The 12823-nt window shown below is 67.1% G+C and carries 15 protein-coding genes; 10 read left to right on the forward strand and 5 right to left on the reverse strand.

Going from position 1 to position 12823, the window contains the following annotated elements; all coding sequences use genetic code 11:
* The first annotated feature begins 117 nt into the window (after nucleotides 1–117).
* A complete protein-coding gene (locus Q0568_RS14450; RefSeq protein ID WP_298867722.1) occupies nucleotides 118–591 on the forward strand; it encodes an SOS response-associated peptidase family protein in 474 nt (157 codons plus the stop codon).
* Between the two features lie 32 nt (nucleotides 592–623).
* Here the strand turns inward: Q0568_RS14450 and Q0568_RS14455 are convergent, their stop codons facing one another.
* Nucleotides 624–1715, reverse strand: a complete 1092-nt coding sequence (locus Q0568_RS14455; protein WP_298867724.1) for a hypothetical protein — start codon at nucleotides 1713–1715, stop codon at nucleotides 624–626.
* Nucleotides 1712–1954, reverse strand: a complete 243-nt coding sequence (locus Q0568_RS14460; RefSeq protein WP_298867726.1) for a hypothetical protein — start codon at nucleotides 1952–1954, stop codon at nucleotides 1712–1714. The genes Q0568_RS14455 and Q0568_RS14460 overlap by 4 nt, the downstream gene beginning before the upstream one ends.
* Nucleotides 1955–2410: 456 nt before the next feature.
* Between Q0568_RS14460 and Q0568_RS14465 the strand changes: the two genes are divergently transcribed.
* From Q0568_RS14465 to nrdH, 6 genes are all read left to right on the forward strand, one after another.
* Nucleotides 2411–2713 (forward strand): hypothetical protein, encoded by a 303-nt coding sequence (locus Q0568_RS14465; protein WP_298867728.1) that lies wholly within the window; start codon nucleotides 2411–2413, stop codon nucleotides 2711–2713.
* Nucleotides 2714–2943: 230 nt separating this feature from the next.
* The gene (locus Q0568_RS14470; protein ID WP_298867729.1) at nucleotides 2944–7923 is read left to right on the forward strand and encodes a telomere-associated protein; all 4980 of its coding nucleotides are present in this window, start codon (nucleotides 2944–2946) and stop codon (nucleotides 7921–7923) included.
* Between the two features lie 19 nt (nucleotides 7924–7942).
* Complete coding sequence (locus tag Q0568_RS14475) at nucleotides 7943–8599, forward strand: helix-turn-helix transcriptional regulator (protein ID WP_298867731.1); 657 nt, start codon at nucleotides 7943–7945, stop codon at nucleotides 8597–8599.
* A 41-nt stretch (nucleotides 8600–8640) separates the two neighbouring features.
* Nucleotides 8641–8874 (forward strand): hypothetical protein, encoded by a 234-nt coding sequence (locus tag Q0568_RS14480; protein ID WP_298867733.1) that lies wholly within the window; start codon nucleotides 8641–8643, stop codon nucleotides 8872–8874.
* Between the two features lie 3 nt (nucleotides 8875–8877).
* The gene (locus Q0568_RS14485; protein WP_298867735.1) at nucleotides 8878–9162 is read left to right on the forward strand and encodes a hypothetical protein; all 285 of its coding nucleotides are present in this window, start codon (nucleotides 8878–8880) and stop codon (nucleotides 9160–9162) included.
* Nucleotides 9163–9167: 5 nt separating this feature from the next.
* Nucleotides 9168–9401, forward strand: coding sequence for a glutaredoxin-like protein NrdH (gene nrdH / locus Q0568_RS14490; RefSeq protein ID WP_298867737.1), 234 nt, complete (start codon nucleotides 9168–9170; stop codon nucleotides 9399–9401).
* A gap of 34 nt (nucleotides 9402–9435) precedes the next feature.
* Here nrdH and Q0568_RS14495 read toward each other — a convergent pair whose 3' ends face one another.
* The 3 genes from Q0568_RS14495 to Q0568_RS14505 are packed head-to-tail and all read right to left on the reverse strand — an operon-like array spanning nucleotide 9436 to nucleotide 10761.
* Nucleotides 9436–10113 carry a hypothetical protein gene (locus Q0568_RS14495; RefSeq protein ID WP_298867739.1) on the reverse strand — a complete coding sequence of 226 codons (678 nt, stop codon included), beginning with the start codon at nucleotides 10111–10113 and terminating at the stop codon, nucleotides 9436–9438.
* Nucleotides 10103–10321: a hypothetical protein gene (locus Q0568_RS14500; RefSeq protein WP_298867742.1), complete on the reverse strand. Its 219-nt coding sequence runs from the start codon at nucleotides 10319–10321 to the stop codon at nucleotides 10103–10105. The genes Q0568_RS14495 and Q0568_RS14500 overlap by 11 nt, the downstream gene beginning before the upstream one ends.
* Entirely contained in the window at nucleotides 10321–10761 is a 441-nt protein-coding gene (locus Q0568_RS14505) for a hypothetical protein (RefSeq protein WP_298867743.1), read from the reverse strand. The genes Q0568_RS14500 and Q0568_RS14505 overlap by 1 nt, the downstream gene beginning before the upstream one ends.
* 160 nt (nucleotides 10762–10921) lie before the next feature.
* Between Q0568_RS14505 and Q0568_RS14510 the strand changes: the two genes are divergently transcribed.
* From Q0568_RS14510 to Q0568_RS14520, 3 genes are read left to right on the forward strand one after another with little or no spacing between them, the layout of a single operon-like run.
* Nucleotides 10922–11950: a hypothetical protein gene (locus Q0568_RS14510; RefSeq protein WP_298867745.1), complete on the forward strand. Its 1029-nt coding sequence runs from the start codon at nucleotides 10922–10924 to the stop codon at nucleotides 11948–11950.
* A gap of 20 nt (nucleotides 11951–11970) precedes the next feature.
* A complete protein-coding gene (locus Q0568_RS14515) occupies nucleotides 11971–12264 on the forward strand; it encodes a hypothetical protein (protein ID WP_298867747.1) in 294 nt (97 codons plus the stop codon).
* Complete coding sequence (locus Q0568_RS14520; protein WP_298867749.1) at nucleotides 12261–12524, forward strand: hypothetical protein; 264 nt, start codon at nucleotides 12261–12263, stop codon at nucleotides 12522–12524. The genes Q0568_RS14515 and Q0568_RS14520 overlap by 4 nt, the downstream gene beginning before the upstream one ends.
* The last annotated feature ends 299 nt before the right edge of the window (nucleotides 12525–12823 follow it).

The following is a 12823-nucleotide window of genomic DNA, read 5'->3' on the forward strand; positions in this document are numbered from 1 at the left end:
CGCTCCGATAACGTCTGCCGAAACACGCTTATGGCCCACGGTTACGGCGGCCGGGATCAGTGTCTACGGCTGCTGCGCCGAAAACGATCGTTTTCGGCGCGCCGTCTGCTTAGTTCGGTGAAGCTGCCCGAGCGGTTCTGGGTCGGCGCGTTCAGCCGCTCCCGCTGCATCGTCCCGATGCTCGGCTACTACGAGTGGACGGGGGAGAAGGGCTCGAAGACGCCGCACTGGATCCACAGCGACGAGCTGCTCGCGGCCGCGGGCCTGACCTGGACGACCGAGGTCACCGGCGAGCGTCGCCGCGTCTTCGTCGTCGTCACCCGCGAGGCCCGCGATGCGTCAGGCGAAATCCACGCCCGGATGCCAGCGTTCCTCACCCGCGACCTGTGGGACGCATGGCTCGACCCGCAGCCGCTGACCGTCGACGGTGACAACGCGGCGTCAAAGCAGAACCGGCTGCAGCTGCGCGACGAGCTCGAGGCATCCTCGTCGACGATCGCCACGACGATGCGCACCCACGTCGTGGATCGGAAGGTCAACAACGTGCGAACCGTGAACCCGTCTGACCCCTCGCTGATCGCCGCCGTGTGACGGCGTCGGGCGTTCGCGCTGCCCCGGCCGCACTACTCGAGGAACGACGGTGGCAGGTTCCACACCCTCGTCAGCTTCCCGTCGATGCGGCGGGGGACAGTCATTGATCCATCTGCCTCGCGAGAGAGCCATCCCGCGGCTTCCAGGGCTCTGCTGATCTCGATTGGAGTTGCCGCGGTGATGCGGTCCCTCTCCAAGATCGCGCGCGCGGCGGTGGGGATTGCGTAGAGGCGGCCGCTCTTCAATCGACCGAGTTCGACCACGTCACCATTCGCTGCTGAGAGGCTCGCGCGTCCTTCCTCGATCGCGGTCCGCAACGACTCTCGCACGAGCTCCGCCAGACCTTCGGTGATGCCGAAGCGGCGGTCGCCCGCGGGCATTCGCCGCCGCGGCGGCTTGTGCTTCCGCTCGGGAGGGCGCGGCACTTCCAGAACAGACCTGGCACCCTCTGCGCTCAGGAACCTGTCGAGGATCTCGAGTCCGAACGTGCATCGGTCCATCGGCAGCAGTCTCGTGTCTTCACGCTCCCTGAAGAACGCGGTGGTGCGCTCCGATGCGATCCATTCGCCGATGCGCCTGCCGAGCTCGAGCCGTGCTGAGACGGCTCTGCTCATCTCGATATCTAGCCCTGCGCTCGTGTCCCGGAAGCGTGATAGGCGGTGTGCGTACACGCGATGCGCAACGTCCTTGGGGATCTTGTCGGCGCCGTTGAGGATCGACAGTCGGACCGTCTCGTTGGCGGGGGCTGAGTGCGCCGATCTCTCGATGACGTCGAGGATCTTGCGAAGGTCCCGCTTCCAGTAGGGGTTAGCGATCGTCCCGGTCGGGGGAACGACATGATCGAAGAGCAGCGGCTCTGGTCCGACGAACCACTCGCTGGGTCCTACATGGTCGATCCAGTTCCCTCCGGAGGCATCCCTGCCCGCGAGCTGGGTGGTGACGAACGAGAGGGTGGTCTTCCCGGTGCCGTCGAAGAGATAGATCGGTTCGGGGAATGGCTTCCACCACGAGTAGACCGCTGCGCCCACGATCGGCGCCCACCGTGCGGTGGCGAGTGGGGCTCTCAGGCCGGTGACCGCGAGGTCTTCGGTAGTAGCGGTGGTGATCGTCTCGCCGCTGTTCATGTGTGCCCTCCGGATGCTTCGCTCTTCGCTCTCCCAGCACGCCGCAGTTGGTAGTAGCGCTCTCGGGTGATACCGCCGGCTGCAGCAACGTCAGTCACGGACTCGCGCTCCACGTCGACCGCTCGGATCATCAGCGCAAGCCGGTTCTCCTCAAGAGTCGCGAGATCTCGACGGGCGCGCTCCACCTTGACGCGAAGGTCACCGATCTCGCGCAGCGTGTCCGTCTCGAACGTGTCCACTCTTCAAGTGTGAAGACCCCTTCACACTTCGTCAACCGCGGCTCGAGACGCCGCCAAGCATCGTCGGTACAGACGATCGAGCCCTAACCGGGTCGTATCAGCCAGGAATCCGTATCAACCGACAAAAACCAGATCAGGCGGCATTTATTGCATGGTGCAAGGTGATACGGACTTTCGGTGACACGACCTACTCGTATCAGCAATTATAGCTTTTGACCTGGCCTTTTATTGCCCCTGATCCGAGTGATACGACCGATACGAGAAAGGTCCCCCATGTGCATATGCGCGCGCGGAGAGCCCTCTCGGCAGCGCGAGCTGAAGAAAATCTGCGAGCCGCCGTGTCCGATCTGCGCCCTCCGGCGCACCTATGGAGGTCATGGGCACTTGGATGGACATGCGACGCGCCGGAACAGATTTCTATCTGTATCTGTCTCAGGTACGTGCTATACATGACCCATGGTCGATGAGAGGAAGCCAGGTCACCGCGACCGAGGCAAGCGCAAACAGCTGCTGTCGCGCGTCCCTGACGATCAGTACGAGGTCTACGAGGCTGAAGCACACAAGCTCGGGATCCCGATCGGGTCGTACAACACGATGCGCATGGCAGAGCTCCACAAGCTCCCCGTTCCCAAGTACATCCTCGATGAGCTCAAGCGCGCGCAGGAGCGCCGTGAGGCCGAGGCTCGTGAAGCAGCCCGCGACCAGATCGCGGGTCTCGACGCACTCGAAGGAGGCCGGCCTCTGGCACGCAGCGCCTAGAACGAGGAAAGTCTCCCGGTCGGCAAACCGAGAGACTTTCGAAGAGTGTGGTTCGAACCTTGCTGTCCAGGCGTCCGGTTCGAGGTTTTGAGTTAGCGACCCGCGAGGGCCGTTTCACGTACCTGAAGGGAGGTGCGCACGTCTATGGTAGCCCAACTTCGTCTTTTTTCTGTTTCTGATTCCGAAATTCCCAGCATCCGCCGTCGCGCACCTCGCGCGGGTGGATGCTCATGACGCTGATCTCGACCCCTGAGTCCGCCCGCAGCGCGTTCGACCGCGTCTGGGACGCTCTCGACGTCAACGGCTTCAAGCCGGAGTCTCGCCGTGGCGACCAGTTCATGGCGCTGTGCCCCGTGCACGGGGACAGCCACCGCTCCCTGTCGGTGAAGAACGACCGCGCCAACGAGAAGGTGCTGCTGAACTGCTTCACCTGCCACGCCGACGTCCGCGAGATCACCGCGGCGATCGGCCTGGGCGTCAAGGACCTGTTCGACTCCCCGCTGCCGGAGCGCACCGAGGGCCAGCCCCGTCGCAAGCCGAAGGTGCGGTTCACCGCGGCGCCGAAGCTCCCGCCGCGCCTGACCAATAAGTCGACGGCCGACGTCGACAAGTTCAAGGGCGCGAAGTGGGAGAAGGTCACGACCTACCCGTACTTCGACGCCGAGGGCACACTCGTCGAGGAGGTCATCCGCGAGACGGCCACCGTAGACGGGGAGACCCGCAAACGGTTCAAGCAGCGGTTCCTTGGCCCGAACGGCCGCATGGTCGCGAAGAAGCCTGATGACTTCGTGTCGGTTCTGTACCGGCACCCCGAGGTGCTGCAGGCGATCTCGGCCGGCACCCGCGTCTGGCTGCTCGAGGGCGAGAAGGACGTCGAGAACGCCGAGGCCGCCGGGCTCGTCGCGACCACGAACGCGCAGGGATCCGGATCCTTCCCCCGCGAGCTCGCCGAGGTCTTCCAGGGCGCCGACGTCTCGATGGTCGCTGATCGCGACGTCGCCGGCTACTCCCGGGCCGCAGAGCTGCACAAGCTGCTCAGCGGTGTCGGCGCCACCGTCACCCTGTACCGGCCGGCCGTCGACGACGACAAGGCCGACCTGACCGACCACCTCGAGGCCGGCTACACCGTCGACCAGCTCGAGCAGCTCACCCCGAACGCGGCGCAGCTGCTCGCCATGCTTGGTGAGCTCCGCAAGATGCTCACCGGCGAGGGCCGCAGCGACACCGTCCAGGTCTGCCGCGACGAGATCGACGCACAGCTGGCATCCGGTGCCGATGCCCACGAGGTGCAGCGCAACGTCGAACTGTGGGCGGGGGAGTCCGTCCGCCGTGTCGCGAAGATGCGGGATCACCTCGAGAACACCATCGCCATGGTGCCGGCATCGACGCAGCTCGAGCGGAGCGCCGTTCACGATGCCCGCCGCGTGATCCAGGATGCGGTTGTGATCGCTCGTGGCGCGCACGAGATCGCTGATCTGCCGATCCCGGATGCGCTTGCCGCCCCGGTCACCCCGCTGCAGCCGGGCGGATCCGGCAGCGACGACGACAGCGAGCCACCATCTTTCGACGGCAACCAGTTCTTCCCCGGGGATGACGGCTCCGCGAACGAGGGAACCCGGTTCGGTGTGCGTCTTGGTCAGACCGTGCAGATCAAAGTCGAGCGCGACGGTGAGGACTTCCGCTACCGGTACCTCCGCGTCTTCGACGGCTGGGGTGAGGTCCTCGCCGCCAGCTTCGAGGACTCCGGCCACGAGACCCGCGCCACGCCACCGACCACCGAGATCAAGGTCCACTTCCACCGGTGGGTACGTGACCCCGAGACGGGCAAGCCGGTGCGCGATCAGAACGGCAACATCCAGATCGAGGACGCCATCGTCGTCTGGGACGAAGACCAGATCCGCGACGGCTCCTGGTCGAACTCGCTGCCGTGGCTCGGCATGCTCGAGTCGACGTCGCGCCGCGGCAAGGACCTGTTCTGGGATGCCCTCTACGGTGCCCGGCCGACGCCAGCGCAGCGCTCGAAGGTCTACACCGGAACGGGGTGGCGCGAGAGCGACGTCGGCCCCTACTTCGTCCACGCCGGCGGAGCGATCACCGCCAACGGCTCTATCCCCGTTGAGACCCGCCTCACCGGAGGCCTGCAGCGTCTCAGCCTGCCCGACCCGTCGACGGATGCCGCACAGCTGCGCGAGGCCTGGATGCAGTCGACCGAGATCCTCCGCCAGATGCTTCCTGCTCGCGTCATCGCTCCCCTGCTCGGGCTGGTGTGGCAGAGCCCGTTCGTGCCCGTCCCGCTGATCACCTACGTGTACGGCGCGCCCGGCGCCGGTAAGAGCTCCTGCGCCCGCCAGGCGATGCACTACCTCGCCCCCGGACTGACAGAAGAGTCCAGCGAGTCCCCGAAGACGATCCTGTCGGCCACGAACGCCGGCGACTCCGCGATCGCCATGACCCGCATCCTCGCCAACGCCCGACACATGGCCGTCCTCGCCGACGACTTCGTCGACACTGACGTGCGCAAGGCCGTCGCCCGATTCGAGTTCCTCGTCCGGGCGGTATTCGACCGCGAAGGCCGCAAGGTCGGCGGGCAGCGGGGCGGTGTCAAGGAGGCACCGTCGATCGACGCCTCGGTCATCGCCACCGGACAGATCGGGCTGAACGGGTCCGCGCTGCAGCGCACCTTCTCCATCGGACTCAACCCTGGCGAGATCAAGGACCCCTATCGCACGTTCTCCGTCCTCGAGCAGGGAGCGCGACGCAACCACCGCGCCCTCCTGGGCGCCTCCCTGATCCAGTGGCTCGCCAAGCACCGCGAAGCGCTGCGCGAGCACTACTACAGCGGGGCAGAGAACGTGACACACACCAAGGCTCAGCTCTCCCAACTGTGGCAAGACCGCACCGCACCGCTGCCGCACGACCCCGGCGCCAAGGGCCGCATGAAGGACGCGGCCGTCAACGCTGACCACGGCATCCGGCTCATGCTGCGCATGCTCGTCGAGGTCGGCGCGATCTCGGCCGAGGAGGCCACCGACTTCCACGGCTGGGCCGACCAGGGGATCTGGGATGCACTCGTACGCCAGGAGGGCGGGGCGAGCAACCCCGGCATCATGGCCATCGAGCTGCTTCGCGAAGCGCTCGCCGCAGGGTCAGCACACCTCGTCACCACCAGCGGGGACATCCCCGAGGACGCGGAGCAGCTGGGTTGGACGCAGCGCGGCCGCCCGCCGCAGGACACCTGGTCGCCGAACGGCACCCGCATCGGTGCGATCAAGGACAACGGCGATGGAGAGGCCCGTCTCTACCTGCATCCGCGGGTGATGATCGAGACGATCACCCGTGTCGCTGCCGGCACCGGCGAGCCGATCACCGACACCGTCCACACCATCGGCTCGAGCTTCATCGCCCACGGATGGATGAAGGCCGACAAGGGCGGAAACCAGACCCTCGGCCGCCGCGTCGAGGGACGCTTCACCCGCGTCTGGGACATCCCGCTCAGCGTGCTCATCGGCGACAACGGCTCCGGCATCGACACCCCGGAAGGCGACGACCACACGCCGCCGACCCCGCTCGACGACGGCAACGCCCCTGCTCTCTTCGACGTTCCGCCGGCGCCTCCCGCAGCACCTGCTCCTGAGCAGACGGCATCGGCGCAGGAGAAGCCTGCACCGGCCGTTGAGGAGCCCGCTTCGGCTCCGGCGGCTGCTCCTGCCGCCGAGGCGCCTGCCGCTCCGGCACGGGCCGCTCAGAAGCCCGCAGAGCGCCGCGGCGCGGCGAGCGAGTTCGCGGCGGCCGCCGCGGTGATGCACACCGATGGTCTGTGGATGCCGGACGGAACGCTGGTCCCGCTCGAGCGGCCGATCGAGCACCTCGGGCACATCGCCGAGCTCGTCGCTCAGCTGCGCCTGGGCGTGAAGAACGGCTGGAAGAACGAGGCCGGCCAGATCTACGCCACCGCGGATGCCGCCCGTGCACTCGGGATCCCCGTCGACGAGCTTCCCTCGCCCGAGCGTCGTCTCGGCCCGATCCTCCACGACCTCACCGTCGACCACCCCCTCGCCCTGGGCGCGCGTGAGGCCGGCTACGAGGTCGGCGGGCAGGACAACGCGCTCAGCGCGACCACCCGCATCTGGAAGCCGGGCGAGAGCCGGCTGCAGGCGCGGTTTGTGATCATCCCCGCACTGCGCGACGACTTCCAGCACCTCATCGGCGACGACCCGACCCCGCCCGTCCTCGCGCACCGCCTCGACCTGTTCGCCAGCGCGCTGCAGACCCCATATGCGGTGAACGCCTCCACGACCGGCCAGGACCTCATGTTCCACCTGGCGCCCTCGAAGGAGGAGCGCATCGCCCGGTTCACGCCGCACAAGCCCGTCGAGCCCGCGACGATCCCGACGCTCGAGATGGACATCAACTGGCACCGTCAGCCGACCGAGGAAGAGCTGCAGCACCGCTGGCTGCACGCCTACGACCGTGGCGGCAGCTACCTCGCCGGCGTCAGCGGCTGCGAGCTTGGCATCGGAGAGCCGTCCTACCACCCGAACGGTGTCGCCTTCGATCGCAAGCTCCCCGGCTACTGGAAGGTCACTCTGCCCGAGCGTGCCGAGTGGCTCGTGCCCAACCCGCTCGACCCGATCAACCGTGACAAGAGTCTCGCCGGCCGCGAGTCCTGGGTCTCCACGCCGACGCTCGAGCTCGCGATCGAGTGGGGTTACGAGTTCGAGGTCCTCGAGGCGTGGACGTGGGAGAACCACACCCGCCTTCTGGATTCCTGGTACGAGCGGATCCGCAACGCCCGCACCGAGCTCGACGTCGTCGACCCGGACGCGCAGGCGGCCCGCGATCTTCTCAAGGAGGTCTACGTCCGGAGCCTCGGGCTGATGGCCAGCTTCGAGCACCACGAGGGCAAGCCCGGTTTCGCCCCCGAGCGCTACCACGCGATCCAGGCCCGTGCCCGGGCGAACATCCTCCGCCGCGTCAAGAAGATCGGCGACGAGACCGGCCGCTGGCCCGTTGCGATCACCCGCGACACCGTTCTGTACACGTCGCCGCTGACCGACGCGGACAAGGCTTGGCCGGGTGACGAGCGCAACTACGGCCGCGGCCTGGGCCAGTTCAAGTACGAGGGTTCAGCCGACCTGCAGGAGCACCTGCCGTTCCTCACCGGCAAGGGCCGCTACGAGGGCAAGTCCCACCTCATCGAGCTCATCTGATCCACGAAGGGAGTAGACCATGGCAACCGACGACGACGCGTTGAAGCAGCGCAACACGCTGTTCCAGGCGATCAGCTGGCTCGGCTCTGAGTCCGAGCCGTCAACCCCTGGGACCGGGGGAGCCGAGGCATCCGACGTCGCGAAGCACCTGCGCACGCTCTACTCGACGACTCGCACGGTCACCACTCCGGGCGGCGTCAAGAAGTCGGTCACGAAGATCTCCACCGCCGAGGCAGCGAAGGCCCTCGGTGTCAGCCAGCGCACGGTGCAGCGGTGGCTGAAGGGCGTCCACAACCCCAAGCAGACCGTGATGAACAACCTCAAGAAGAAGGCCCGCCAGGCCGTCACCACCAAACGCGGCCGCCAGCAGATGGTGCGCCGAGCTCGCGCGAACCAGCGCATCCCGATGGGCGGCGTGAAGGTCTCCGTCACCGGCACACAGGGTCCGCGTGACTACTCCCGCGATCGCACGATCCAGCAGAAGCTCACGCCGGAGGAGTACGAGAACTTCCGCAGCGCCTGGGCGATGGGCGGCGACGTCGCCGCCCGCGAGTACCTTGAGGCCGTCCTCAGCGAGAAGTACGTCGACGACTGGAAGATCGGCAAGATCTCCGGGATGAGCATGAACGGCATTGACGCCGGCGACGACCGCAGCGACCCCCGCGCATCCCGATGACAACCGAACTTCCGAACTTACAGAGTAGAGAGGATCCACCAATGACCACTGCCACCATCAACACGGCTCACTCGCTGTTCGCAGCGATCGGCCGAGAGATCGACGTTCAGGACGACCGCGTTGTGCGGGAAGTGCTGTTCGTCGAGGAGCAGCTGCCTCAGACACGGCTCACCAGCCGGGGCCCGTCCCTGGCGATCGGCGGTCTCCGCAAGCTCCACGAAGAGACTTCCAACCCTGTCCTGGCGGCGATCATCGCCCTCCGAGAGCGCGTCTGACAGATGGCCACCGAACCGAACTCACCGAAGTACGGGGTCCAGGCCTCGTTCTTCCGCGAGGCGATTTACGTCGGCCGGGTCAACAAGGCCGGCACTGAGTTCCTCGACAAGGAGGAGGCGACCGATCTGATCCTCGCCGCCGTCGCCGACTACGCCAGACAGCACTTCGACGGCGGTCTCACGATGGATTTCACGTCCAAGACCGGCAAACCCGGTTTCACCCTCACCGTCACGGTTTCCGAGCATGAGCTCGCGGCCGCGGCGCCCTCAACGACCGAAGGGAGGTGAAACGCATGACCGTCACCGTCTACACCAAGCCTTCCTGCGTCCAGTGCAACGCGACCTACCGCGCGCTGGATTCCAAGAGCATCGACTACGAGACCCACGACCTCTCCGAGGATCCCGCAGCGCTCGAGAAGGTCAAGGCCCTCGGCTACCTGCAGGCGCCCGTCGTCATCACGGACGAGGACCACTGGGCGGGCTTCCGGCCCGACAAGATCGACGAGCTCGCAGCCCGTCTCACGTGAGCTGCAGCTCACAGGGGAGAGCCCCGGCCCGGATTCACTCCGGCCGGGGTTCTTTCTTCTTCCGCGGTCTGGTCACCGGGATCCTCACCTGCGGATGATCTCGCAGCCACTCGAGCGTCGGCCGCGGCGCCGTTGCCAGCCAGGCCTGCGTGCGGCCGCGGCTCATCCGCCCCGAGGGGACGATCACCCGCGAGGGGCCGACCGCCTCGAGCAGCTCGCCCTTCGCTACCTGGGCCCGGAACCTGTTGCGGAACTCGACCTCTTCGATGACCTCGCCGCCATCGGCCCGCAGCCGCCGGCTCATCTCGCCGCTGTCTGGGTTCGTCAGGCGCACGACCAGGACGCCGCGATCGCGCAGCTGCACCACAGTGAGCAGGTGCGGTCGCAGCCATCCGTCCCGCTTCCAGGCGTCGCTGATCGGCGCGCCCCGGCCGGCGATGTCCCACAGCGCCTCCCGGGCGAACAGCAGCTCACGGCGCTCACGCTCGAGGACGGTGGTCTCCGGAGCCACGAGTGCAGCGACCTGGTCTCGGCGCCGCTCCGGGACACCGTTGCGCACCCAGCGGCGCACCGTCGACGGGCTGACACCCAGCTCTTTCGCCGCCACGTTGGCATCCAGCCGTGTACGGCGCCCGAAGGCACCCAGAGCGTTCGCGAGCACACTCGCAAGCTGCCGGTCCGCCCAGGGGTCCGGGGTCATCTCATCGGTCACGAGGGGCCTCCGATCGGCGCACGACAACCCGTGCAGGCCGGCGGCGCCGGAACATGCGAACGGTCGTGGCGATCGCGACGACCAGAATGCCCACGCCGCTCGTCGCAACCAGGATGATCGCAAGAATCGGCCATCCGCGCATGCCGACGATCGCCACGAGGACGATGACGCACACGGCGATAGCCACGAGCGGGATGAGCGGGGACATCAGCGGTGCGTCCCTGTGAGCTCGTCGAACGTGGTACCCAGGCGCTGCGCGAACCGCTCGAGCTCGATCTCGCGCCAGGTCGTCTTGCCGGAGAAGCGCTGACGCAGGGCGTTGTCGGAGATCTCAGCTAAGGACACGAACTCAGCGAACGTGCCGGCGGCGCGGATCCGCCGTTCGATCTCGGCGTTAGCCTCCGCCGGCAACTTGTACCGCTTGCTGCCAACCGCCGGCGGGCGACCGCTGCGGCCGGCGGACTTCGCACCACGCTGGTCGACGTACTTCTGCATCACCTGCCGGTCCCAGCCGGGAGAGCGCATCGAAGGCGGTGTGATCGGCTTCGGGAAGCTCGGGTCCGTGCGCGCCGCCTTCATCACACCGGGCACGGAGATCTTCATCATGTCGGCGATCTCCGCATAGCCGACGATCTCAGTCTTCGCCATCATCACTCCTAGTTTTAGGCGGTTTACATGCACCAATATAGGGCATCCGTCGGACACCCGCAGTAGAATCAGCTGAACACACGGGAGACACTAGTTTTTACGTCGTGAGTGTGACTAATATAGGGGTCGTCAAGTCACCTAACCCACGGGAGTAGAGCGCATGTCTTCCCTCACCACCCTCCTCGCCTCGACAGATCCGGACGGGCCCGCCCTCGTCGACGGCCTCGACGGCCTCGCATCGTCGATTTCCTCATTCCTCGCGCCGATGCTGATCCTGCTCGCCAGCGTGATGTTCATCATGGGCGGCATTCGCATCGTGAAGAACCTGAACAGCGGCTACAGCGACGGCTCCGGCTGGATCTTCCTCATCATGGGCGCCCTTGCCGCCGGCGGCGCGGTCCTCTTCCCCTGGCTGCTGGGCTCGTTTACCCCTGAGACCAGCCCGTCACCGCAGCCGACGTCGACGCCGTCACCGACCACACAGCCCACGACAGCACCCGAGCCGACCACCGAGCCGGCAGACCTCACCTGGCTGCTCGTCGTCCTCGGCATCATCGGCGCCCTGATCCTCACCGCCGTACTGATCTGGATCCTCATCGCCGCCACCGGCCGCGCTCGCCGCAGCATCCGCGCGGCACGCAGGGAAGCCGAGGTGGAGCGTGCGGGCCGGGAGCGGATCGCCTCGGCCTGGCAGGTCTTCCACGATCGCCACAACGAGCTGCTGCGCAAGATCGTGCACTCCGAGACCGATTGGGATTCGCTGTTCTTCCTGCCGGCGCTCACCGACCCGAACGTCCCACAGACCTACGCGATGCTGCGGGCCATGCGGGCCGCCGGCACGCAGCGCGACACGGCCGGCGAACTGCCCGCGGATCTGCCCCTGGACGTCGATCTGACAACGCTCCCGTACCCCAAGGCGGTCGAGGCCTTCGCGGTCGCATGGTATGCCGCAGAGCGCAACGCACGCCGCCTCGGACAGAAGGGCGTGCCCCACGCCGAGCGCAAGATCATCAAGGAGATTCGCACCCTCCTCGACATGGCTGAGAACGCGGCCGCATCGTCGACCGAGCGCAGCCTCGCCTACCGCCGCGCGCAGAAGCTCATCGATAGCCTCGAGACCGTGCACGTCCCCGAGAAGGCGATCGCGCAGCTCGAGGAGCGCCAGCAGCTCATGATCACCGCGAGCTGAACCCGAACGGATCCGAGCACATGAGTTCACAGGCAGACCAGCAACCCGAATCGGACGCCACCGGACGCGCGAACGCGGCACTAGCGGCCCTCGCCGGCAATGTGACCCACCGGCCCACCGATCACGAGATCGACCTCTCAGAAGCGCTCACAGCGCTCCTCGCCGATCACGAGGCACTGCTCAGTGATGTCAAGGAGCAGTGCGCCGTGGCGTTCGACCGCGGCGTCGACGCCGAGCTCGAGGCTGCCATGCGCCCAGACCCCGTGGAGGGCTACAAGTTCCCATCGAACCCCTACCGGCAGGAGCACCCATGAGCGGCACAGATTCCGAGCCAGTCACGGTCGGCATCACCGTCCCGTCAATCGCACCGCAGGACCTCCTCGAGCGAGTCACCGCCATGGCCGAGGATCTCGCCGCGGCCGGCATCAGCGTCGAGCTCGGCGTCGTCCGCACCTGCCGCAGCTGCGGCTGTACGGACGACCGCGCCTGCTTCCTCGGCTGCACGTGGGTCAGCGAGACCGAGGACCTCTGCTCGAGCTGTATCCCCAGCGCCACGGCGGTCAACCATGGCTGAGCACCCGGCCTGAACCGCACCAACTCAACACGGGCCGCAAATCGCCCCGGCTCTCACTGCGAGAGACCGGGGCGATTTGCTGTCCGCAGACCGGGGGAGGCGCGCAGCGCCCGACCCTCGACTCGCGCAGCCGAGCGGCCGAGCCAAGGCGAGCGAGCCAGGCGCAGCCCGGGGCGCGCAGCGGCCCGGGCTGCGGCGGCCGCGGGAGAGGCCACGAGAAGAGCAACCACGAGAGGGCCGGCGGCCTGCCGCCGGTTGGGTATGGGTCGAGCGCGCAGCGCTAAGACCGGCCTAGCCGG

The sequence above is a fragment of the uncultured Microbacterium sp. genome (genome assembly GCF_937927635.1).
In the GTDB taxonomy this organism is placed as follows: Bacteria; Actinomycetota; Actinomycetes; order Actinomycetales; family Microbacteriaceae; genus Microbacterium.